Source organism: Acidimicrobiia bacterium (genome assembly GCA_035471805.1).
Classification (GTDB): Bacteria; Actinomycetota; Acidimicrobiia; order Spongiisociales; family JAHEDJ01; genus JAHEDJ01.
The window spans coordinates 1-23,007 of sequence record DATIPS010000054.1 but is presented as its reverse complement, the minus strand read 5'-3'; the positions used below and the strand labels follow the sequence as shown (position 1 = coordinate 23,007).

The 23,007-nt window shown below is 64.2% G+C and carries 18 protein-coding genes; 5 read left to right on the top strand and 13 right to left on the bottom strand.

Annotated elements, in window-relative coordinates:
* Positions 1 to 14 precede the first annotated feature (14 nt).
* Together VLT15_10465 and VLT15_10460 are read right to left on the bottom strand one after the other, a co-directional pair.
* Positions 15 to 947, bottom strand: a complete 933-nt coding sequence (locus VLT15_10465; GenBank protein HSR45631.1) for an ABC transporter permease — start codon at positions 945 to 947, stop codon at positions 15 to 17.
* Positions 944 to 2,047, bottom strand: coding sequence for an ABC transporter permease (locus VLT15_10460; protein ID HSR45630.1), 1,104 nt, complete (start codon positions 2,045 to 2,047; stop codon positions 944 to 946). Before VLT15_10460 ends, VLT15_10465 begins: the two co-directional genes overlap by 4 nt.
* Positions 2,048 to 2,299: 252 nt before the next feature.
* On the opposite strand from VLT15_10460, the gene xdh reads away from it, so the two are divergent.
* A complete protein-coding gene (xdh, locus tag VLT15_10455; protein HSR45629.1) occupies positions 2,300 to 4,879 on the top strand; it encodes a selenium-dependent xanthine dehydrogenase in 2,580 nt (859 codons plus the stop codon).
* On the opposite strand, the gene VLT15_10450 is transcribed toward xdh, so the two are convergent.
* Genes VLT15_10450 through VLT15_10425 form a run of 6 tightly spaced genes read right to left on the bottom strand, consistent with a single transcriptional unit; the run spans position 4,880 to position 12,418 of the window.
* Complete coding sequence (locus VLT15_10450; GenBank protein HSR45628.1) at positions 4,880 to 6,430, bottom strand: carboxyl transferase domain-containing protein; 1,551 nt, start codon at positions 6,428 to 6,430, stop codon at positions 4,880 to 4,882.
* A gap of 52 nt (positions 6,431 to 6,482) precedes the next feature.
* Positions 6,483 to 7,205, bottom strand: a complete 723-nt coding sequence (yqeC, locus tag VLT15_10445; protein HSR45627.1) for a selenium cofactor biosynthesis protein YqeC — start codon at positions 7,203 to 7,205, stop codon at positions 6,483 to 6,485.
* Positions 7,184 to 7,984, bottom strand: coding sequence for a selenium-dependent molybdenum cofactor biosynthesis protein YqeB (gene yqeB, locus VLT15_10440; GenBank protein HSR45626.1), 801 nt, complete (start codon positions 7,982 to 7,984; stop codon positions 7,184 to 7,186). Before yqeB ends, yqeC begins: the two co-directional genes overlap by 22 nt.
* Positions 7,984 to 8,775: an XdhC/CoxI family protein gene (locus VLT15_10435; GenBank protein ID HSR45625.1), complete on the bottom strand. Its 792-nt coding sequence runs from the start codon at positions 8,773 to 8,775 to the stop codon at positions 7,984 to 7,986. The genes yqeB and VLT15_10435 overlap by 1 nt, the downstream gene beginning before the upstream one ends.
* A 5-nt stretch (positions 8,776 to 8,780) precedes the next feature.
* Positions 8,781 to 11,693 (bottom strand): molybdopterin cofactor-binding domain-containing protein, encoded by a 2,913-nt coding sequence (locus tag VLT15_10430; GenBank protein ID HSR45624.1) that lies wholly within the window; start codon positions 11,691 to 11,693, stop codon positions 8,781 to 8,783.
* Positions 11,690 to 12,418: an FAD binding domain-containing protein gene (locus VLT15_10425; GenBank protein ID HSR45623.1), complete on the bottom strand. Its 729-nt coding sequence runs from the start codon at positions 12,416 to 12,418 to the stop codon at positions 11,690 to 11,692. The genes VLT15_10430 and VLT15_10425 overlap by 4 nt, the downstream gene beginning before the upstream one ends.
* A gap of 230 nt (positions 12,419 to 12,648) precedes the next feature.
* Here VLT15_10425 and VLT15_10420 point away from each other — a divergent pair, with 230 nt between their 5' ends.
* The 3 genes from VLT15_10420 to VLT15_10410 all read left to right on the top strand — a co-directional run bounded on the left by VLT15_10420 (position 12,649) and on the right by VLT15_10410 (position 18,447).
* Positions 12,649 to 13,671: an amidohydrolase family protein gene (locus tag VLT15_10420; GenBank protein ID HSR45622.1), complete on the top strand. Its 1,023-nt coding sequence runs from the start codon at positions 12,649 to 12,651 to the stop codon at positions 13,669 to 13,671.
* Positions 13,672 to 13,689: 18 nt separating this feature from the next.
* Positions 13,690 to 17,247: an FAD-dependent oxidoreductase gene (locus tag VLT15_10415; GenBank protein HSR45621.1), complete on the top strand. Its 3,558-nt coding sequence runs from the start codon at positions 13,690 to 13,692 to the stop codon at positions 17,245 to 17,247.
* A gap of 183 nt (positions 17,248 to 17,430) precedes the next feature.
* Positions 17,431 to 18,447, top strand: coding sequence for an S-layer homology domain-containing protein (locus tag VLT15_10410; GenBank protein ID HSR45620.1), 1,017 nt, complete (start codon positions 17,431 to 17,433; stop codon positions 18,445 to 18,447).
* 7 nt (positions 18,448 to 18,454) lie between these two features.
* Here VLT15_10410 and VLT15_10405 read toward each other — a convergent pair whose 3' ends face one another.
* From VLT15_10405 to VLT15_10390, 4 genes are read right to left on the bottom strand one after another with little or no spacing between them, the layout of a single operon-like run.
* Positions 18,455 to 18,823 carry a VOC family protein gene (locus VLT15_10405; GenBank protein HSR45619.1) on the bottom strand — a complete coding sequence of 123 codons (369 nt, stop codon included), beginning with the start codon at positions 18,821 to 18,823 and terminating at the stop codon, positions 18,455 to 18,457.
* Between the two features lie 30 nt (positions 18,824 to 18,853).
* Positions 18,854 to 20,284, bottom strand: coding sequence for a glycosyltransferase family 2 protein (locus VLT15_10400; GenBank protein HSR45618.1), 1,431 nt, complete (start codon positions 20,282 to 20,284; stop codon positions 18,854 to 18,856).
* Positions 20,284 to 21,486 carry a HEAT repeat domain-containing protein gene (locus VLT15_10395; GenBank protein ID HSR45617.1) on the bottom strand — a complete coding sequence of 401 codons (1,203 nt, stop codon included), beginning with the start codon at positions 21,484 to 21,486 and terminating at the stop codon, positions 20,284 to 20,286. The genes VLT15_10400 and VLT15_10395 overlap by 1 nt, the downstream gene beginning before the upstream one ends.
* Positions 21,483 to 21,857: a response regulator gene (locus tag VLT15_10390; protein HSR45616.1), complete on the bottom strand. Its 375-nt coding sequence runs from the start codon at positions 21,855 to 21,857 to the stop codon at positions 21,483 to 21,485. The genes VLT15_10395 and VLT15_10390 overlap by 4 nt, the downstream gene beginning before the upstream one ends.
* Positions 21,858 to 22,113: 256 nt before the next feature.
* Between VLT15_10390 and VLT15_10385 the strand changes: the two genes are divergently transcribed.
* Complete coding sequence (locus VLT15_10385; protein HSR45615.1) at positions 22,114 to 22,605, top strand: DUF3592 domain-containing protein; 492 nt, start codon at positions 22,114 to 22,116, stop codon at positions 22,603 to 22,605.
* 62 nt (positions 22,606 to 22,667) lie between these two features.
* Here the strand turns inward: VLT15_10385 and VLT15_10380 are convergent.
* On the bottom strand, positions 22,668 to 23,007 hold a 340-nt coding region (locus VLT15_10380), incomplete at its 5' end, for a pyridoxal-5-phosphate-dependent protein subunit beta (GenBank protein ID HSR45614.1).

Genomic DNA, 23,007 nt, shown 5'->3' with positions numbered 1-23,007 from the left:
GCCGGTCGCCGCTTTCATGCTCCTCTAGTGAAAGGTTTGGTGAGAGCTGCCGGCTGCCGGAACCTCCTCGCAACCAGCACCAAGGCCAGGATCGTGATGATGGCAGGGGCCATGGCTGCGATATCCGACCAGCTTCTCGGGATGATGCCCAGGGTCTTGAACTGCAAAACCAGGGAGTTGACGAATCCGTACAGAAGCGCTCCCCCCATCACACCTGCCGGGCGCCAGGCACCGAAATAGACCAGCGCAATGGCGATGAACCCCTGAGCGTTCGTCAGGTTCTGCTGGAAGATCCCGAGATCTATCGCCAGAGCTGCACCCGCAATCCCCGCCAGGGTCCCTCCCATCGTGACGGTCAGATAGCGGGTGCGAACCACACTCACGCCGAGACTGTCCGCCGCCTCAGGGTTCTCGCCGACTGCCCGTATGTTCATTCCGAAAGTCGTCCGATTGATGATGTACATGCTCACGGGGACCAGACCGAAAGCCAGGTAGACGATCATGCTGTGCTGGAACAGCATCTCGCCCAGTATCGGGATGTCGCTGAGGCCCGGGATATCAAGCTTCGGAAAGCTGCCGACGGGTCGCGGTGTCCCGACGAGCTTCTGGAAGAGAAGATCGCTCATGCCCAGGCCGAACAGATAGATACCGATTCCGCTGATGCCCTGCTCGGCCTTCAGCGTGACCGAGATGACTGCCGACACAAGGCCGAGAATGAGGCCGATCCCTATTCCCATCAACAACCCGAGCCAAACGCTGTCCGTTTTGAGGACCGTGTAGTAGCCGCCGAACGCACCGAGCAACATGATCCCGTCGACGCCCAGGTTGAGCACACCGCTTCGTTGTCCGAAAGTCTCTCCGAGAGAGGCGAGCAACAGAGGGACTGCCAGACGGATGCCCGACGCCACCGTTGCTATGAGAATCGCTTGAGTGAAGAACTCGCTCACGGCCCTCCCCCTCCATCAACCGTGCTTGATCCCGGGAGCGGCGGATTCGGCGCCACGTCGTCCACATGCACGGGTTGCTCCTGGAGGCGTTTCTTCCACCTGTCGCTGGCCACCACAAAGACGACCACGAGCCCGTTCAGCGCCATGATCAACGCCGACGGCACTTGCACGGCCCGTTGAAGTGCGATACCGCCGACGAGGAGGCCGCCGAACATGAAGGAGGCGGGAATGGTCCACAACGGATGAAGACCTCCGAACAGAGCAGCCACGATCCCGTTGAACCCCGCCGATCCTGTGAAGCCGACTGTCGAACCGTCCGTGACCATCCGGTGGCTCTCGCTTCCGAAAACGAGGACCGCTCCGGCCAGACCCGACATGGCGCCACTCATGGTCATTGCCAGGACAATCGTTCGCTTGACTGATATGCCCGCATAGCGGGCTGCATCCGGACTCAAGCCGACGGCACGGACCCGGTATCCGAGAGGAGTGCGCCACAGGAGCACGTAGGCGCCGATCGCCGCCAGGAGGGCCACGAGAGGGCCGATGTGGAGTCGACCGTCGCCGAAGAGCAAGGGGAGATCTGCCCCCTCCTGAAGCCGTGCCGTCTGGGGTATCCGGGTACCTCTTTCGAGCTCGCCCGGATCGATCATCGGACCTCGCAAGAGGAAGTTCATCAGTTGCACGGCGACGACGTTCAGCATGATCGTGCTGAGGATCTCGTTGACGTTGTAATAGGCCTTCAAGGCGCCGGGAACGGCCCCCCAGGCGGCCCCGCCGACGATGCCTGCCACCAGAACGGTCGGCAACATGACCGCGGCCGGCCAGTCGGGCAGGGCAAGAGCGATCGCGGTAGAGAGAAGGGCTCCCGCCACCATTTGCCCTTCCCCGCCTATGTTTATGACGTTTGCCCTGAAGGCAATGGTGATTCCCACCCCGACGAAAAGAAGCGGAGTGGCCTTGAGCGCCGTTTCGATCAAGGCATCGCTACTTCCGAATGCTCCCCTGAGCATCGCCCGGAATCCTTCGATCGGGCTGGCGCCGAGCAGGGCGAGCATGACGGCACCGACACCGAGGGCCACGACCACCGCGATCAGCGGCACGAGGTACGCGACGAACTTAGGTCTAGAACGGCGGTTCGTGTCCGCTGTCGCCACCCGATCCGACTCCCTCTCGCGGATTTGCCGGCGCTTCCCGGCAAACTCAGCTGAGGCTCGCCGAACGCCGGCTCGATGTCAACCGAACAAGGGGCACATACGGTGGGGTCCTATGACACGAATAGGTCTCCGGGTTGCGCTCTTGACATCCGGTTGCTTCAGTTGGAGCATGTTCCGGCGGCCGTCCAGAAAGGTGTCATGACGTTCACGACTCCAGAGACCACCAGTTTCCGCCTCAACGGTGGTCCCGTCTCCGTTCGTTCTGATCATCCTCACTTGCTGGCGGCTCTGCGTGAAGAGCTTCATGTCACCTCGCCCAAGGACGGGTGCTCGCCTTCGGGACAATGCGGAGCCTGCACGGTGCTCCTCGACGGCAAGGCCATCCAGAGTTGCCTGGTGGACATGAACAAGGCGGCCGGGAGAGAGGTCACGACACTCGAGGGTTTCGATCCCGGGGAGCGCGAACGCCTGGCGACCGCGTTCGCAGCCACCGGTGCCCTGCAGTGCGGCTTCTGCACGCCGGGAATCCTCGTCCGCACGAAGACCTTGCTGGACCAGAAGGGCAAGGACCTGACCAGGGAGACGACCGCCGGCCGACTTGGTGGACACCTGTGCCGCTGTACCGGCTACACGAAGATCTTCGAAGCGATAGAGATGCTGAGAGACGGGACCGTCCCGGCTCCCGAACTACCACGGAGGATTGGAGAGTCGGGCGCCAAGTATGAGGCACGCGAGTTGGCGTTGGGAGACCGCGGGTACGTCGACGACCTGGTCGTCGACGGCATGCTGCACGCCGCTCTCAAGCTGGCAGATCATGCGCGGGCCGACGTTCTGCGCATCGACACATCGGCGGCCGAGGAAACAGAAGGCGTCGTAGCCGTATACACGGGCGCGGACGTTCCCGGCCAACTGCGAGTGGGCATCATTCACACCGATTGGCCGGTCTTCATTCCGGAGGGGGGACGCACCTCCTACCTGGGGGACGTTCTCGCGGTCGTCGTCGCCGACAGCGTCGACGTCGCCCGCCGTGCTGCCGGGCTCGTCGATGTCGAATACGACGTCCTGGCACCTTTCACGACGGCAGACGCGGCCCTCACCTCCGATGAAGATGCAGTGTGGGGCCTGGACGGCAACATTCTCTCTCGCTCGGAGTACGCAAGGGGGGATGTGGACGAGGCGCTCCGGGGCTCGGCCTTCACAGTCCATGAGACATTCCACACCCAGCGCGTCGAACACGCCTTCCTAGAACCGGAATCGACCCTGGCGGTTCCGGAAGACGGCCGGTTGAAGGTCTACTCAGGCGGCCAGGGAGTATGGGACGATCGGAATCAGATCGCGTCGATCCTCAACGTCGACACCGACGATGTCGTGGTCGAACTCGTCTCCAACGGCGGCGCTTTCGGCGGAAAAGAGGACATGTCGAACCAGGGGCAGACGGCGCTGGCCGCCCATCTGCTGCAACGACCGGTCAAGTGCACTCTGACCCGGGAGCAATCACTGCTGATGCACGCGAAACGCCACCCGATCCGCATCGAAGCGACGGCAGGTTGTGATTCGGAGGGCCGCTTGACGGCGTTGCGGATGCGAATGGTCGGAGACTCGGGGCCGTACGCGTCGGTGGGAATGAAGGTGCTCGAACGGGCCGCCGGACATGCGGCCGGACCTTATGTGTTTCCGGCCATCGACGTCGAAGCGGTCGCCGTCCGCACCAACAACCCGGTGTGCGGGGCTTTTCGGGGGTTCGGCGCCAACCAGGCTCAGTTCGCCACAGAGGGCCTTCTCGACCGGCTGGCCGAGAAGGTCGGCATCAGCGGTTGGGAAATCCGGTCGCGCAATGTCATCACACCCGGGGTCGTCTGGGGTCCCGGCCAGATCATGGACGATGGGTCGGCCGGAGCGCGTCGGTGCCTGGACGCTGTGAAACCCGCCTACGACACCGCCCGGGCGGCGGGGAAGGCAATCGGACTGGGCCTCGGTCTGAAGAACTCCGGGCTCGGCAACGGCTTCGTCGAGATCTCCAGGGCTGTTGTCCGGTTCGAAGATGACGGAACGGTCGAGGTCCGCCACTGCTGGACGGAGATGGGTCAGGGGATTCATACCGTGGCCATGCAGATCGCCGCGGAGGAGCTCGACATCGACCCGGCCCTGATCCGGGTCGTCGTAGACACGACCAGGGAGCTGGGCGCAGGCCAGACCACCGGATCGCGCGGAACACTGTTGGGGGCCGGATCAGTCGCCGAAGCCTGCCGCATCGCCAACGAGGCAGGACGGGCACCGGGAGTCGACTACGTCGGCGAGTACCGGGTCGACTGGACCAACGCCCTGGAGGACGGCCTGGAGAACCCGGTCATCCATTCGGCATTCGGCTACGCCGCTCAACTGGTCATCGCGGACCCCGAGACGGGAACCATCGAGAAAGTGATCGCAGTCCATGACATCGGCCGGGCGATGAACCCGCAGCTCGTCGAAGGCCAGATCGAAGGCGCCGTCCACATGGGCCTCGGTTATGCCCTCACCGAGGAGTTCCCCACCGACGAACTCGGGAGGCCGACCAACATGACGCTGCGCAGCCTCGGGATCCTCCGGGCCAAGGACATCCCGGAAATCGAGGCCGTGCTCGTCGAGGTACCCCAGCCGAGGGCGCCTTACGGTATCAAGGGCGTCGGCGAGATCGGCCTGGTTCCCACGGCCGGCGCGGTGGCCGCCGCCTACCACGAGGTGGACGGAATCTGGCGCAACCGACTCCCGATGGGAATCCACCAACCGATCCAGAAGTAACTAGGGCCTGTAACCGCGTGTTCGAGGCCCCGGCTCGATCGTGTCCCACACCAGATTCACCCATTCACACAGGATCGGACGTGTATCGCGCGGGTCGATGATCTCCTCGATATCGAACGCGTCGGCCGTGCGGAAGGGTGACCGAATCGCCTCGAAGCCGGCCAGCAACTCGTCTCGCAGCGCATCGGGATCATCGGAGTCGGCGAGAACCCTCCGGTAAGCCGCTTCCACTCCGCCTTCCAGAGGTAGCGACCCCCAATCTCCGCTCGGCCAGGCGACTCGAACGTCGGGCTCTCCCCTGTCGACCAGCGCCGCCCCGGCGACGCCGAAAGCACGACGCAGAATCACGGTGAACACGGGCACGGACAACTGGTAGAGGGCGGCAATCGCGGTGACCCCGCGGCGGATGGTCGCCTCGCCCTCGGCCTGCACTCCAACGGCGAACCCCGGCTGGTCGACGAGATTGACCAGGGGAAGGTGGAAGGTGTCGCACAGGTCGACGAACCTCCTCAGCTTGTCGGAGCCGTCCGCGGTCAGCGTCCCGCCGAGCTGGTTCGGGTCAGAAGCCAGCACTCCGACCGGATGGCCATCGAGGCGCGCCAATCCGGTAACCACCGACTGTCCCCAGCCCGACCCGATCACGAACAGGGACTCGGTGTCGACGATCATCTGGATCAGATCGAACGGGTCGTAGCCCGCCCGGCGGTTCCGGGGTATGACCGACAGCAGCCGCTCTTCGCGTCGTGCCGGATCGTCTGTCGATGTCCGGCGTGGAGCCGGTTGCCCGACATGACGGGGAAGGAAGGAGAGGAAGGCCCTGATCTGCCAGAAGGCTTCCTCCTCAGAACGGGCAACGTTGTCGACGGTGCCGTTCACTCCGTGAATCTCAACGCCCCCCAACTGCTCCTTATCTACGTCCTCGTGGGTTGCGTATGCGACGACCGGCGGGCCGGCGGTGAAGATCTGCGACGTGCCTTCAACCATGAGGGAGAAGTGGCTGGCCGCCACCCGGGCCGCGCCCAGTCCGGCGACCGAGCCGAGCGCGGCTGCTACTACCGGGACCTCCGAGAGCAGGGCCGTCTGATCCGCCCAACCCGGCAGCGGCGGGACATAGGTGCGTCCAATGTCGTGGTAGGACTTGACGCTCCCTCCGCCGCTCGAACCGTCCACGAGCCGGATGATTGGAAGCTTGAGTTCCCGGGCCAGCTGCTCCGCATACACGGCTTTCCTCCAGATTGCCGCGTCCGAGGAACCACCTCTGACCGTGAAGTCGTCGCCTGCTACCACCACCGGCCGGCCGTCGATCTCGGCACGGCCGAATACGAAGTTCGCCGGGACGAACTCGACCAGCTCGCCGTCGTCCCCGTACGCGGCGAAGCCGGCCGTCGAACCCACCTCACGGAACGAACCCTCGTCGACGAGCGCCCGGATCCGCTCCCTGACCGTGAGTTTGCCCGATGCCCTGTGTCGGGCAACGCGCTCTTCTCCGCCGAGCTCTTCGGCCATTTCCTTTCGCCGGCGGAGCTGTTCCACTTCCGGTTCCCAAACCATGGAACTGACGGTAGCGCCGCCGACCGGCCGGGACCACGCCGACAGACCTGGTTCATCGAGCCCGGATCGCAACCACATCGTCGATCGCCGGATGGCCGGCCAACGCGCGGCGAACCCTCTCTGCCGTGCCTGCCGAATCGCCGGTCACCTTGGTCAATGCCACCACCACCCTGGCTCCGGCGGGCGCTTTGCGGAGGGCACCCTCCGGATGGCTCAGGACAAGTGCGCAATCCTCCGGCGTCATGACTCGATCGGGGTCGAAGCCCGTGAACGCAACGGCACGCTCAACCCGGTGAGCAACGTCCATCAGCCTCCCCCCCACAGCATCGATGCCCATGGCGATCACGACCATCGTCGTCGACGACGGCACAACCGGTTCGTGCGCGGCCGGAGCTTTGAGTGGCCTGCCGTGCGCGCCGTCGGCTTCCACGACCACGAAGTCGACAAGGGGGTGGCGTGCCAGCGTGTCCAGTTCCTCCGGTCGCGGACCCGTGACCTTGTGTGAATCCCCACCGGTCACCAGCATGATCGGACCCGGTTGCGGCCGACTCGCCAGAGTGCCATCGATCGAATCGCACACGTTCGGAACCGCCTCGATCTGGCTGCGGCCCATCTTCGTTGTGGTCGTCAGTATCACGCGCCGGCCTCCTGCGGCGAGTTCGGCGCCGAGCCGAAACATGAGGGTCGACTTCCCTCCGCCCCCGACCAGCGCAATGAGTTCGCGCTGCCGGACCCCCAGCTGCCCGGCCAGGGTCATCCCTTCCGGCCCAGCCACGCCAGCACGGCCTCCAGAACTCCCCCGCCTACTGCCAGCGACTTGTCGGAGATCTCGAAACACGCGGATGCATCCGCCCGGGGATCGATGTCGGCGATCTTGAGCCCCCGTACCGTCTCACCCTCGGACAGCAGGCCGCGGACAACTCCGCTGAGCGGTGCCTCGATGGCCTCGCCGCCTATCTCGCCGAGCACCTCACCGGCGTGGGCTGCGTCGCCGATGGCCACCCGCCACACCAGCGTGCCCGAGGTCGATGCACGCACCACCCGCTTCTCGGACTCTCCGCCGACTACCCCCGGCACACCGGTGTCCGGGGCGGCCGAGCCGTCGAGGATCACCCGACCGAGACGGTGGCCTCGCATCGTCTCCACGACCGCGTGGCAGTCCAACCCGGCGCTGAACCCGGGCCCCAGGCCCACGACCAGCGGTGCGTCGCCGATCGACGTATCGATGTTTCGTTTTGCCAGCCGGGCGTCGATCACGGCGAACGGACGGTCCGGTAACTCGGGAAGTCCTGAATCGACCAGTACGGGAACCCGACCGCTCAGGGCCGTCGCGACGGCGCCGGCGGCCGAGTCGACGCGGACTGCCGTGAGGCCTTCAACTCGAAACTCTCCCTCGGATACCGCGGAGGAAACGGCCACCGTGCGCCGGATCGTCAGCGGACGGGCGAGCTCCGTGACTACGACCGGGAACCCGGCACGCCACAATCGATACACGACGCCGGTGGCGAGATCACCGCCACCACGGACGACGATCGGGTGCTCACCGAAGAGCACTAGACCCCGACCGTCCGGTTGACCTTGATGATCTCAGACAGAATGGAGACGGCGATCTCTTCGAGGGTCTCGGCGCCAACTTCTATGCCGATCGGCGAATGCACACGGTCGAGGCTTTCAACAGGCACTCCCGCCCTGATCAGACGGTCCCGGGTCGTTCGCCAGCGGGTGGCGCTACCCATCACGCCGACGTAACGGGCCGCCGAACCCACCAGGTGCGGCAGGGCGGCAACATCGAGATCGGTGCTCCTGGTCACGACCACGATCGACGAGTCGACGGAAATCGGATATTCGGCCACGGCTTGGTCCACCGACCCGTTGAACCGTACGTCGGCGTTCGGCAACGCCTCTTCCGATACCAGGTCCTCACGATCGTCGACCGCGATCGTCCGGTAGCCGAGCCAGTGGGCCAGATCGACCACACTGCGACCGACGTGGCCACAGCCGATGACATAGACCGTGTGAGGTGGCATATAGGGCTCCAGGTAGATCTTCACTTCGCCGCCGCAGATCCCAGGATCCCCGTCGGCGGGATTCAAGAGATCGTATTCCAACAGACTATTGGTGCCTGTCGCGATGGCGGCGAGTGCCTCCTCGATGACCGCCGCCTCCATCGCTCCGCCGCCGACCGTGCCCACGGTACGGCCGTCGCCGAAGACCAGCATCTTGGTGCCCGCTCTGCGCGGAACCGAACGCCGGGTTTGGACGACGGTGGCCAGAGCTACCGGACGACCGCTCTCCACTGCGGCAGCCAGCTCGCTCAGCACCCGGGCGTTGTCTCCTGAGGTCACGGGAGTCAGCGGTCCTGCAAAGCCCGCCACACCCGCTCGGGCGTGAACGGAATGTTGTCGATGGCGACCGTCGTTGCATTGAAGATCGCGTTGCGAATCGCCGGCGCCACCCCGTCCTTGGGGATTTCAGCGATCGCCTTGGCCCCAAACGGACCCGATTTCTCCATTGTCTGCACCAGGTATGCCTCGATCCGGGGCATCTCGTCGCTGCGATAGAGCTTGTACGGTCCGAACCGGGCATTGACCATCCGCCCGTCCTCGTCGAGAGCCATTTCCTCACAGTGGCCGTATCCGAGTGCCTGAACCATCCCCCCTTCTACCTGTCCCGCCGAAGTCATGGGATTGATCGGTACTCCGCAGTCGACCGCCATCACGAGTGCGTAGACGGTGACCTGTCCGGTTTCCACATCCACCTCCACCTCGGCGAACTGTGCGGCATACGGTGGCGGGGAATCCGGGGCGACATAGGACGCGGTGGCCATGATCTGGTGCTGATCGTCCTGGTGAAGCGAATGCAACGCCACCTCCGCCAGAGTCACCGAGCGTCCATCCGTGGCAAAGGCCGCCCGGTCGCGCAGGACGATTTCGCCGGGGGAGTCGACATCGAGCATCAACGCAGCCCGGGTGACGATCTGCCGGTGGACTTCGTCGGCGGCTTTCTTGACGGCCATGCCCGACACATAGGTGGTGCTCGAGGCATAGGCACCCACATCGAACGGCGTCATGTCGGTGTCGGCGGCATAGACGATTATCTCCTCAGTCGGCACGCCCAGCACCTCTGCCGCGATCTGCGCCAGGATCGTGTCGGCTCCGGTACCGAGATCGGTGGCTCCAATGAGGAGGTTGAACGATCCGTCGTCGTTGATCTTGAGACTCGCACCGCCCATATCGAGTCCGGAAATGGCGCTCCCGTGCATACACATCGCGAAGCCGATGCCACGCCGGATGTGGGGACGATCGCTCGGACTCACCCATTCGGGGTCGTAGCGGCGATGCCACCCAACGGCGCGCTGTCCCTGGGCAACACACTCATCCATCCCGCTGGAGGTGACCACGGGAATGAACTTCATCTCGGCCGCCCCTTCGCCGAGCTCGGCCGCCACGTCCAGCGGATCGCCGACCTTGGTCCAGTTCTTGCGTCTGAACTCGAGAACATCCATCCCGAGCGCCGTCGCAATGTCCTCCATGTGCGACTCGAGGGCAAACAGCGCCTGCGGCGCGCCGTAACCGCGGTACGCGCCGGCGACGGGAACATTGGTGTAGGCCACGTCACAGTCGAACTTCTTGTTCGGGGAGTTGTAGGAACTCAGACCGCGCAGCCCGCTGACCATCTGTACCGTCAGTGCGTGCGTCCCGTAGGGGCCGGTGTTGGCCACGGTCCGCATTCTCTGAGCGACCAGGGTTCCGTCGCTCTTGACACCCGTCGTGAACGTGATCGTCTGCGGATGTCGTGTTCGACTCGAGACGAACTCTTCCTGCCGGTTCAGTTCGAGGCGCACGGGGCGCCCGGTGGCAAGGGTCAGATGGCCGACGATATCCTCGATCAGCATCTCCTGTTTCACCCCGAAACCACCACCGATGCGGGGCTTGATGATCCGCACCTGCCGGACGGGGAGGCCGAGCAGCGGGGCAACCATCCGGCGGACGTGGAAAGGAACCTGGGTCGAGGTCCGGATGACGAGCCGTTCATCGCTGTCCAACCACGAGATGGCGATGTGCGGCTCAATCGGCGCCTGCTGAACCTGATGCACCCGGAAGGTCCGCTCGAACACGTGATCCGCGCCGGCCAGTCCGGCCTCGATGTCCCCCACCTCAGCTTCGATGTGCTGGACGATATTGCGAGCGGCGTCGAAGGCACCTTCCATGTCGGGTTCGTCGTGAATGATCGGCGCATGACCGGAAATGGCCTCGTTCTCGTCGAACACCGCGGGCAGGACTTCGTACTCGACATCGATCAGAGAGACGGCCTCCTCGGCGATCTCGATGGACTCGGCGGCTACCACGGCGACCCGGTCTCCAACGTGCCTGACCTTGTTGTCGAAGCTGACCTGATCGTAAGGGAGCGGATTCGGGTAGCTCTGACCGCCGGAGGCATACCTGACCCGGGCCACGTTCTCGTGGTGGAGAACGGCATGAACGCCGGGAAGCGCCCGGGCGCGCGAGTCGTCTATACCGACGATCCGGGCATGGGCATGCGGGCTGTAGAGCATCTTGGCGTAGAGCATCCCGCGCAGTTCGATGTCGTCTACGAACGCAGGATGACCCTTGGCGAGCTTGACGGCGTCGACCTTCCGCTCGGGCTTGCCGACCACCTGGGTCTCGGGAACGTCGGGGCTCGGAATGACCTTCGGAGCCAGCGGCGGAAGGTCGAGCCACCGCTCGACTGCGCCGAAATCGGGCCCTTGATCGGGCTCGACGAGGGGTTCGATCAGCGCCGGTTCAATCGGAGCGATCGCCTCACCGCGCAGCATTGCCGCGGCCCGCAAGATGGCGTGGACCGGCCGCAGGTAGCCGGTCTCGCGATCGAGGATTCCGGATAACGCATCCCGCACCTCGACCTCGGTGGGATCAGGATTGCGGTCGAGCAGCTCCTTGGCGGCGAGGATCATGGCCGGGGTCGAGTATCCCGACTGGATGGCGCCCGAGGCGACGAAGGCCTCCTGGATCGGATGAAGCCCCCGTGCAGGGTTCAGGCCTTCGACGGTCTCGACGCTGTGCCCACCGGCCTGGGCGGCCAGCATGATCTCGGAGGAGACCAACCGGCCGTCGAGCAGAACGGCGTCCGCCCCGGTCTCGCCGGTCTCGGCCCCGAAACGAACGCTGAAGAGGCCCTCCCGGCGAAGCACAGCTCGAAGAGACTCGTGTGGCGCGCAGTCGAAGGATCGATCGATTCCGTTCACTCTCAGGTCGATCTTCACGCCACACCTCCCAACTGATCGAAGACTCGGCCGGCCAGGGTCCCGGCAAGGTCGATCCGATAATCGGCCGAACCGCGAAAATCGCCGGACGGATCGAGATGTGCGATCGTCTCGCGCGTGGCGAGGATCGGCGTGGCGGCAACCCCGGTCAGCGCCAGAAGCACACCGTCACCGGCAGATCGCCCGATTGCGGCAACGATCGAAACATCTGCGGGAGTGCGCCCGGTCCTGGCCGAGGCGGTGGTTCCGCCGGTGGCGACGGAGATCGAGCTGATGATCCCGCCTTCGATCAGTCGCCGGTCGGCGAGGAGATCCGCAACCGGCAGAGTCGAGGTGCGGCCCTGGTGCTCGACTCGAACCGTTGCTTCGAAGACCAGCAAACCTGCCAGCAGCTCGCTGTCGGGGTCACCCGCCGCCACGGTGCCGCCAATCGTGGCGGCGTTACGGAGGGTGTTGGGACCTTCACGGTAGGTCAGCTCGCGCAGCAGCGACGGAACCGCCGGATTCTCAACGAGGGTCTGCAACCGGGTCATTGCGCCAATGACCAGGCGGCCATTCTCGTTCTCGATCGTGTTGCCGCAGATGGCTTGAAGATCGATGACTTCTGTGTCCGGTGGATGAGGCGACGAGTTGACGACCGTCCCGCCGGCCACCACTACCGAACTCACTCCTTCCCTGGCCATGAGATCTAACGCCTCACCGAGGCTCGTAGGCCTGTGGTACATCGTGATCGTTCGCATCCCATACCCCGCATTCACTCGACAAGCTCCACGTCTGCCCGGGCCGGGAGCTACACGACCGGAGCAGGAAGAAGACTCAACCAGGATAGTTGCCGACGGCCACGCTCATTCCGGATCACACCCGGCGCGCCGGGCAGCGCTCAATGGTGAGATTCCCCTGCGAGATGGGAAACGAGGAAGCCGGCCCGCTAGCTTGGGTAGCCGAGAGGAGCGATATGGCAGCGACTACACCCGGATTGGTTTGTGCCCACCACCACCTCTACTCGGCTCTGGCCAGAGGAATGCCTCCTCCCCCGAAGACCCCGACAGACTTCCAGACGATCCTCGAGCAAATCTGGTGGCGTCTCGATACGGCCCTGGACTTGGAGATGATTCGCTGGTCGGCCATGCTCGGTGCAGTCGAGGCACTGGAGGCCGGCACCACTGCGATAGTCGACCACCACGAGTCGCCGAACGCCATCGAAGGCAGCCTGAGCGTGATCGCCGAAGCCTGCGCAGAAGTCGGCGTACGGGTTCTCCCGGCCTACGGCATCACCGACCGCCACGGCGTCGACGGAGCCAGGCGCGGCCTCGCCGAAAACGAACGGTTCATCAAGGAGGGCAACAAGGGCCTGGTGGGGATCCACGCCGCCTTCACGTGCTCGGATGAGTCGCTGCGCCACGCAGCTCATCTGGCGAACGACCTAGGCGTCGGCGTTCACATTCATGTGGCAGAGGGCATCGGAGACAAGGACGCGCCGTCCCGGCTGGCAGGGCTGACCCGCGACAACTGGCTGCTCAGCCATTGCGTGCACCTTCCGACCGAGCATCATCTGCACGGCACGATTCTCCATAATCCGCGTTCGAACCTGAACAACGGCGTCGGATACGCCAACCCCGCCCGGTTCTCCAACCCGGTGGCGCTGGGCACCGACGGTATCGGCGCCAACGTGATCGAATCGTTCCGACTCGCCTACGTCATGCAGCGGTCCGTCGATGTCACCGCCGGACCCGATCGTGCCTGGTCGTGGTTGGAGACCGGCTGGGACATCATGCCGGAAGCTCGCAACGATGAAGTCACCTGGTCGTACGAGCCGATGGACCCGTGGCACATCGCCTTCACACCGGGAGTGCGGCCGCTCGAGGTCAGGGTCGACGGCGAAACCGTTTTCGAAGATGGCAAGACAACGCGGGTCGATGCCGATGAAGTGCGCGCCAAAGCTGCAGAGCAGGCAGCTCGCCTTCATTCCCGACTCTGAATCCATAGGAGCCAAGAGATGTCCGATCGATTCCATCCCATTTCGATGGAGCAGCTGACCGACTGGGTCTTCGATGAACTCGAGCAGAAGAACTCCCTGTTCGGCGTTCCGCGCTCTGCCTTCTTCGAGCCGTCCGCCGGCGATCGCTTCGGACTCGAGAAGTACGGCCAGTGGCTGGAAACGCCATTCGGCGTCGCCGCAGGACCGCACACGCAGATGGCCCAGAACATCATCGTCTCATGGCTGGTCGGCGCCCGATTCATCGAACTCAAGACGGTGCAGACCCTCGACGAACTGGACGTCAACAAACCTTGCATCGACATAGAAGACGAGGGATACAACGTCGAGTGGTCGCAGGAGCTCAAGGTATTCGAATCGTTCGATGAGTATCTGAGAGCCTGGGTGCTCATCCACGCTCTGCACCACAAGCTTGGTTTCCCCGGCGACCGACCCGGAATGATCTTCAACATGAGCGTCGGCTACAACCTCGAGGGGATCCTGAAGCCGAACGTGCAGTGGTTCCTCGACACCATGCGTGACGCCTCGGCCTACCTTCCGGCCTACGTCGAAATCGTCGCTCAGCGGTATCCCGACGTTCGGAATCTCGAAATACCGACCCAGATCTCCAACACCATCACGCTCTCGACGATGCACGGCTGCCCTCCGGATGAGATCGAACGAATCACCGAATACCTGCTCGATGAGCGGCAGCTTCACACCTCGGTGAAGTGCAACCCGACCTTGCTCGGCGCCGACCGCGTACGCGGAATCATCAACGAAGACCTCGGCTTCGACGATGTTCCGATCCCCGACGAAGCGTTCGGCCACGATTTGAAGTACGCCGACGCCGTGCCGATGTTTCACAACCTCAGGAGGGTGGCGGCCGGACACAACCTCACCTTCGGCTTGAAACTCTCGAACACGCTCGAGGTGAACAACTGGCGCACGGTTTTCGAGGCGGACGACATGATGTATCTCTCCGGCCGCGCTTTGCACGCCGTCACGGCCAATCTGGCTATGCGCATCTCGGAGGATTTCCGGGGCGATCTGCTGCTGTCATTCGCCGGTGGGGCGGATGCGTTCAACGTCGCCGGTCTGCTCAAGTCCGGAATGAAGACGGTCACCGTGTGCTCGGACCTGCTCAAGTCCGGCGGCTACCTTCGAATGCTCCAGTACATCGAGCACCTCGAGAAGGCGATCGACGATGTGGGCGCCGAGGATCTGTCCGATTTCGTTGCCAAGTCCGCCTTGCGCGACGCCAACCTCGACGAGTTCGCCCCGCTGCTCCGCTACTCCGCACTCACCGACAGCGGTCTGAACCTGGACCTCGACTCGTGTCGTGGACTGGCCGAAGCTCTCCGTTCGGAGTCGATCGACCGCCCTGCCGTTGAGGTAACCCGCGCCTGGGCTGTCGAGGCAGGGAGCGATTTCGATCGATCCGAGGCTCTGGTCGGGTTGGTGGGCAGGGTGCTGGCGCGGCTGAATCTCCGCCACTACGCCGACGAGGTGCGATCCGATTGGCGTTACCGGAAAGAGTCCTTCCGGACGGATCGTTCGAAGACTCCGCGCGGCCTCCACTACTTCGACTGCATCGAAGCACCGTGCCTGGACGAGTGCCCCGTGGACCAGAAGGTCCCGCAGTACATGAACGCCGTGCGCAACGGCGACTTCCTCGAGGCCGTCAGGCTGACCCGGGAGGACAACCCCCTCCCTTCGATCCTCGGGCGAGTATGTGATCATCTCTGCGAGAACACCTGCATCCGTACCCACTTCGACGAGCCACTGGCCATCCGGCACATGAAGCGGTTCATCATGGAGCACGAGGAGCAACCGGTGCTGTTCACCCGCAAACCGGGAACGGGCAAGAAGATTGCCATCATCGGAGCCGGGCCGGCCGGCCTGTCCGCGGGGCAGGAACTCGCCTACGCAGGATTCGGCGTGACGATATTCGAAGCCCACCCCTATGCCGGTGGAATGGTCGGTGGGGCAATCCCCTCCTACCGGCTCCCGCAGACCGTCATCGACCAGGACGTCGCGGTCCTCGAGTCGCTCGGTGTCGAAATCCGCTATGGGATGAAGGCCGGTGTCGACTTCTCCCTGGACGGCCTCCGCCGGGAGGGATACGAAGCCGTTTTCGTGGCAGTCGGAGCGCAACTGGCCAAGCAGCTCGGACTGCCGGGCGAGGATGCCGACGGCGTGCTGGACGCCCTCAGGTATCTCCGCAGTGTGCGCGAAGGCGATCCGGTGCCGATCGGCCACCGGGTGGGCATCATCGGTGCCGGAGACACCGCCATGGACTGTGCTCGCTCCGCCCTCCGCACCGGTGCGGGGAAAGTGTCGATCATCTACCGGCGCACCATCGACCAGATGCCTGCCGATCGCGAAGAGGTTCATGCATGCCTCGAAGAGGGCATCGAGATAGTCGAGCTGGCCAGTCCGTCGTCGTTGCACATCGAGGACGGAGCGCTGGCCGGACTCGTCTGCACCCGGACCCGGTACACCGGCGAACGGGACTCCTCAGGGCGGAAGATCCCCTTCGACGTGCCCGACTCGGAGTTCGAGATTCCCCTCGATACGATGATCCTGGCCATCAGCCAGCATTCAGTTCTGGACTTCTTCGACGGCGAGACGCCGGAGTTGACTGCGAAGGGTTACCTGGTCGTCGATCCGGCGACCTTCGAAACGACCGTCCCCGGCGTATACGCCGGTGGAGACGTAGCCGCCCACGGCCCGTCCTCGATCGTCAAGGCGGCGGCCGACGGGAAAGCCGTGGCAGCTTCCATCGCCTCCTCTCTCAACGGATCGGCTCCACCCGTCGAAAACCCGCAGGTGGATCTCCAGGACATGGTCGTCCGCAGGTCCCGGCGGGAGTATCGCGTCCCCGTGTCGCACACGGCACTGTCCGAGCGTGACGGATTCGAGGAAACGGTCGTCGGGTTCACAGCCGAGGAAGCCATGGCCGAGGCAGCCCGGTGCCTCGACTGCCATCTCATCTGCTCCTTGTGCGTCGGGGTGTGCCCGAACATGGCACTGATGACCTACGAGATGGACCCGTTCCGGACCGACCTGGCGACCCTGACTGCGTCGGGAGGTGAGTTGACGGCCGGCGGCACCTCGCCGTATCGAGCGGACCAGCAGTTCCAGATCGCCGTCCTCACGGATTTCTGCAACGAATGCGGCAACTGCACGACGGCATGTCCGACTTCGGGACGACCATACGTAGACAAGCCGCGCCTGTACCTGGACCGGGAGGACTTCGAGGCCCAGGTGGGCAACGCCTTCATGATCTTCGAGGACGGCTCGATCGAGAGCCGGGTAGGCGGCGAGACACACCGAATGACTCTGAACGGGTCGGTCGAGTATTCGACCCCCGGATTCACGGCCCGGCTGGAACCGGGCACGCTCGAGGTAATCGACGTCACACCCACCCGGCCGGCCACAGACGGGGAGGCGTACTCGTTGGAGCCCGTGGCGGATATGTACGTGCTCCTCAGGGGGCTGGCAGGCTCGATGCCGCACCTGCCCACCGTGGCGGGCGGCGGGACCAGGCTGCTGCACCCGGGCTACGAGGAGTAGGTGGACTCGAGTCGCAGCACTGCGGTCCCGGGCGCCGGTAACCGGTAGTCCCGCCGGTCTGGGACGTCGTGACCGGCTCGGCGAACGGCAAATCCTCCTCGCTCTGGATAAAGGTTCCGGGCCGAGTGCCGATGAAGGAGCATGCGCCCGGGGACGCGCCCGTCCGGTCTCTTAGCCGCGGGAATGGTGATCATGCTGATTGCTTTCCCGTCGACCACCCCTGTCGCAGCCCAGACCGGTGAGCTTCCACCAGGAGGAACGTTCGTCGATGACGACGGGACCGCCGCCGAAGGCTTCATAGAGGCTGTGGCAGCAGAGGGAATCACCACAGGCTGCAACCCGCCGGCGGGCGATCGTTTCTGTCCCGATCAGACGGTCACCCGCGCCGAGTTGGCGACCATGCTCGCCAGAGCACTTGCTCTGCGGCCCGCGGCGAGCGACTTCTTCGTCGATGACAACGGGTCGGCTCACGAAGCGTCGATCAACTCGCTGGCGGAAGCGGGCATCACCGGCGGATGCGGCACCGATAGGTTCTGTGGATCGGCTCCGGTGACCCGGGGAGAGCTGGCCACCTTCCTGGTGCGTGCGTTCGACCTTCCGGCTGCGGACACCGACCTCTTCTTCGACGATTCGCTGACGATTCACGAAGCATCGATCAACGCTCTCGCCGCGGCCGGGATCACGAGGGGTTGCGCCACCGGCCGTTTCTGCCCCTATGGCGCTCTCCCTCGCCGGCAGGCAGCCGTGTTCCTGGCAAGAGCCCTGGATCTGAATCCTCTCACCCCTCCCGCCCGGCCGTTCCCCTCACCCCCCGACGTCGGGCAGGGAAAGCGCATCATCTACGCCAACGCCCAGCAACGGATCTGGATGATCGACCAGAACGACACGGTGGTGGACTCGTACCTCGTCTCCGGCCGTGAAGGAGTACCGGATCCCGGCACATATACCGTCTACTCGAAGTCGCCCCTTGCCTGGAGCCATCACGGGATCACAATGGAACACATGGTGCGCTTCGCCTACGGGAGAACCGCATCCATAGGGTTTCACGCCATCCCCCGCCGATCCGACGGAGAACCGATGCAATCGGAAGACGAGTTGGGGCAGTTCTTGAGCGCCGGATGTGTCAGACAATCCGATGCCGAGGCGGAAGCTCTCTACGCGTGGACGCCGATCGGCACGGTGGTCATCGTCGTCCCGTAGACAGCGCTCAGCCCGGCTCGACTTCGTGGCCCACGCAGAACTGATTCCCTTCCGGATCGGCGTAAACGTTCCAGACAAATCCGGGAACGTTGTGGGTCCCGACCAGGGCGCCGCCTAATCCGCCCACACGCTCGGTCACGGTCTCGAGATCCTCGTGGTGGGCATCGAGGTGCAGCTTGTTCTTACCGGGAGTCGGGTCCGGCACCTCCTGGAATGCCAGTTGCAGCGACCCTCCGGATTGCGGCTTCAACCAGATGAAACCGGCGAACTCGGCCGCTACTTCGGTATCCAGCAAGCCCATCCAGAAGCGGGATACGAGATGGGCGTCCGCGCAATCGAACACCACGCTGCTCACCACCGGGACCGGTTCAGCCATGACTCCCCTTCGGTCGGCCCCCCAAGAGTATCAGGCGGTTCCGATCTCTTCGCCGGGAGAACCCGCGAGATTCCCGACGCCGGTCCTCTGCATATCGCCCCACACCTTCCTGGAACGGTTCCAGAACATCGCCCGGAACCTCCACCACACGCTCATCTGCCGCAGCCCGATGTGTTCGGCTAGCGAGTAGAAGAGCAGTCGGAGGGTCTGGCCGGCCTTCCCGAAATATCCGAAGCGATCGTCGAGAAACAGCGAAACGACCGAGTTGATCGCGCCCAAGAGCAGCGCAGCGATCGCCAGCGGCAGGGCGACCGCAGCCTGAACGAATCCGGAAGCGATCGATGCCGGCACGATCACCCATCCGAGCAACTCGACCGTCGGCGCGATGAACTCGAAGATGATGAACACCGGCCAGCCGATCAGGCCGACCCGGCGGTAACGCGGGTTGAAGATCATCCCCTTGTATTGCCATATCACCTGAATCAGACCTCGATGCCAGCGAATCCGCTGCTTCCGCAGAATGCCCCAGGTGCTGGGCACTTCGGTCCAGGCGACGGCATCCGGCGCATACACGATCCGGTAGGGTTGTCTCTTCTTGAGATAGTGCCGATGCAGCCGCATGGTCATCTCCATGTCCTCGCCAAGATGATCGTTGCGGAACCCGCCGACCTCGATGACTGCGCTCTTGCGGAACATGCCGAAGGCTCCCGAAACGATCAAGAGTGAGCCGAAGGCCGACCATCCGGGACGGGTCGCCAGGAATGAGCGGATATATTCGACGATCTGGACCATTTCGATCGGCCGCCTGGGCAGGTCCACTTCGGAGACCGAACCACTGCGCACTCGCGACCCGTTCAAGGGCCGGACGTTGCCGCCCACTGCGACCGTGCGATCACGGTCCTCAACGAAGTGACGTGCCGCATGGATCAGGGCCTCGCTTTCGATGATCATGTCCGCATCGGTGGCCATGAAGTACGGATACTGGGAAACGTTGATTCCTGCGTTGATGGCATCCGACTTCCCACCCCCTTCCTTGTCCACGAGCACCAGCGGCAGCGGCATCCGGCTCCGGTAGATCCGACGAATCGGTTTGGTACTGATGGCGGGGCGGAACGGGAAGTCGATCGGCACCATGTCGAATGCCTCAACCAGGCGCTGAACGGTGAGATCGGTGCTTCCATCGTTAACAACGACTATCTCGAGACGTGGATAGTGGAGCATGGCGGTGGATCGCACCGACTCCACGATTCCGGCCTGCTCGTTGTGGGCCGGGATGATGATCGTGATCGGGGGTGTGGTGTCGGAGGTGGCCAGATCACGGATGCGTCCATGCCGCCGGGTGAAGTTATCCCGCCGCAGAGCGACGTAGGAAGCGCCGGCCAGCAACAGGATCTGCAGCTCCATCACCAGGACGTAGCCGAGCATCCCGTAGTTGATCCAGAGGAGGACTGTTTCCGCCATCAGAAGCCCGCCGGCAAATGAGACTGCCCTGCATGATGGAGTCGACTCACGAGCTCGGGCGGCACTCCTTCGTTGACGAGGAATGCTCCCTTCCCGGCTCTGGCGAGTTTCATGACGAGGTCCATCGCAGGGTTGCGGACGAGCGGATCGTCCGAGGTCAGATCGCCGACGGCCTCACCGGCCATGCCTGAGGAGAGGAGCACAGCAGCAGCCGCGTCCCTGGCATAGGGATCCGGATGATCGAGGGCAAGGCGCAATGCGTCGGGTCCGCCGGGAACTTCGACGAGGCTGGCGGCGGCGTTGTGCCGTACCCACCAAGAGTCGTCGCTGAGCGCCCTTTTGAGCCAGGGCACGGCCCTTTGATCCAGGCGTCTCCCGACTGCCGTGGCAGCCTGTGCGCGCACCTCCCACTGGTCATCGCCGAGCATCTCGAGCAGGTACGGAACGGACCTGTGTGTACCGGCTCGACCCAGGGCCGCCGCCGCACGAATCCGCAGGCTTTGATCGGGCGAATCGAGGGCCTGGATCAACGCATCTTCTGCGTTGATGTCGCCGATGAGACCAAGGGTTCTGGCGATCAAGGGGCGGTACTTGCCCGGACTCGAGAGATAGCGAGCAGCCTCCTGCACCGCTACTGCACCGAAGCCGTAGAGAGCATCGGCCAGTCGCTGGGCGCTCATGTCGTCCTGTTGATCCATTGCCGCAAGAAGGCTCTTGACGGCACGGCCGTCACCGATCTTCGCCAGTGCTGCGGCCGCCTGCACCCTGACCTCCGGAACGGGATCGCCGAGTGCGAACACGAGATCAGTCAGCGTCTCAGGATCGGCGATCTCGGACAACGCCTCGGCTGCGGCCACCCGCCCGTTCTTGTCCCCCGCGCGCAGGTCCGCCACGTACTCGGCAACCATCCCGATCTCCCGGGTGACGGCCATGAGCCGCTCTCGATCGGATCCGGCGATCATTCGCAGGTACTCGAGCAGTACCTCCCGAAAGAGTTCATCGCTTGCATATCGCCTGAATACGCGTGCGTTCCACTCTCCCTCGACCACCAGTCCACCGACCATGTCGATGAAACGGTTCTTCCTCCCGACCCGCCGGTCGCGCTGCCGGCGGCGGGCGACCTTGAGGACGAACAGCGAGCCTGCTGCCAGTACGAACACTCCGGCCAGCCCGATGAGCAAGCTGCCGACGGCACCGTTCACGAAGCGACTCCGCGCAAGCGGACCTTGACCCGGGCCAGAACCTCCTGGATGCTGAACGGCTTCCGGATGTAATCGACCGCGCCGACTTCCAGGGCTTGGATGACGTCGGCCTCGCCGGTAATCCCGGAGATCATGATGACCGGGAACTCCCGACCTGCTGCAGTCCACCTCTGCAGGACCTCGAGGCCGAGCAGGCCCGGCATTCTCTGGTCGAGAAGTACGAGGTCGAAATCCCGTCCCAGCCCTATTTCCAAAGCGTCGAGCCCGTCTCCGCATGCGGTCACCGAATAGCCGGCGGCTTCGAGTGTGCGCGTCAGGAGAAGCGAGACCACTCGCTCGTCCTCAACAACCAACACTCTGGGTCGACTCATCGCCGCGTCCTCCATAGATCAACCACGGCGCGTTCGACCGCGCCGGTTCCGGCTGTTATCGGCATGAACGGGCGTACGGTGAAGCCCAATGATTCCGGAGCGGATTCGAGACCGCGGACCGTCCGGTCGCCGGCCGGTTCTCAGCCCGACCCCGAGGCCTTTGCGGCGCGGCCATGGGCACAGATGCAGACGGGCGGCCGTGTGGAAAGCCGGGTGGGCCCTTCCAGTTGCAGCCACTTTCTGAGACGATATCCCTATGAAGACGGCCCGGGTATTCGGAGTCATTCTCATAGGCGTGGCGGCCGCCTGGGGCGGCTACTGGATCGGGCATGCGCTGGGCTGGACCCGTGGAGCCGATTGGCCGTGGACGGTCGGCAGAGGCGGGGGTGCGTTGGCGCTTTCGGCGGCGGCCGCGACATTGGCCCTACTGGGAGTGCTCGGGTTCGCTGCTACCCGCCCGATGATTCGCCGGCGAAGGCTGGCCAAGGTCGGGATACATGCACAGGGGCTGGTTCTCGATATCCACGACACCGGCCTCACGATGCACAGGCATGGCGCCGTTCTGCATCAATCCGAGGTAGATCTGGAGGTACACCCGGAATCCTCGGAGCCCTACGTCGCCCACGCCTACGAGTACCTGAACGACAGAGAGCTGTCACACTTCCTTCCGGGAAGCGCAGTCTCGGTCCGTTTCGACCCGAACCACCCCAAGCGGGTGGCCATCGAACACGAGCTGATCTTCAACTAGTGATCCGTTTTCGCGCGACATTCTGACCCTCTGGGGGCAGAATGTCGCGCGAAAAGGCCGGCTCAGTGGAGAGCGACTCGGGCGTTGAAGGCGTCGATCAGATCGTCGATGGGGTCGACCATCGCCTGGATCGATGTCCAGTACTCCGGGTCGTACCACTGCGCCTGAATCTCGTCGTAGGTCTTGCCCTGCTGCTCGACCCACGTGTAGTACTTGAGGTTGTGGATCCGCTTACGGTCGTAGTACGACAGCTCGTGAACGTGGTCGATTCCAGTGCCCATCAGATAGCGCTCGTATGAACCTGCCGCGTTCAGGGTGGTGAACTCGCCTCGCTCGGCGGTCAGCTCCTCGAGGCGGCTCGCATACATCTCCATCGAGTCCGTCCCGACGGTGATGATCACG

Coding starts and splice junctions, on each gene's coding strand:
- VLT15_10450 (HSR45628.1), bottom strand. CDS start 6,430: ATGGTTTGGGAACCGGAAGTGGAACAGCTCCGCCGGCGAAAGGAAATG.
- VLT15_10390 (HSR45616.1), bottom strand. CDS start 21,857: ATGAGTCGACCCAGAGTGTTGGTTGTTGAGGACGAGCGAGTGGTCTCG.
- VLT15_10385 (HSR45615.1), top strand. CDS start 22,114: ATGAAGACGGCCCGGGTATTCGGAGTCATTCTCATAGGCGTGGCGGCC.
- VLT15_10420 (HSR45622.1), top strand. CDS start 12,649: ATGGCAGCGACTACACCCGGATTGGTTTGTGCCCACCACCACCTCTAC.
- VLT15_10410 (HSR45620.1), top strand. CDS start 17,431: ATGGTGATCATGCTGATTGCTTTCCCGTCGACCACCCCTGTCGCAGCC.
- xdh (HSR45629.1), top strand. CDS start 2,300: ATGACGTTCACGACTCCAGAGACCACCAGTTTCCGCCTCAACGGTGGT.
- VLT15_10405 (HSR45619.1), bottom strand. CDS start 18,823: ATGGCTGAACCGGTCCCGGTGGTGAGCAGCGTGGTGTTCGATTGCGCG.
- VLT15_10400 (HSR45618.1), bottom strand. CDS start 20,284: ATGGCGGAAACAGTCCTCCTCTGGATCAACTACGGGATGCTCGGCTAC.
- VLT15_10425 (HSR45623.1), bottom strand. CDS start 12,418: ATGTACCACAGGCCTACGAGCCTCGGTGAGGCGTTAGATCTCATGGCC.
- VLT15_10415 (HSR45621.1), top strand. CDS start 13,690: ATGTCCGATCGATTCCATCCCATTTCGATGGAGCAGCTGACCGACTGG.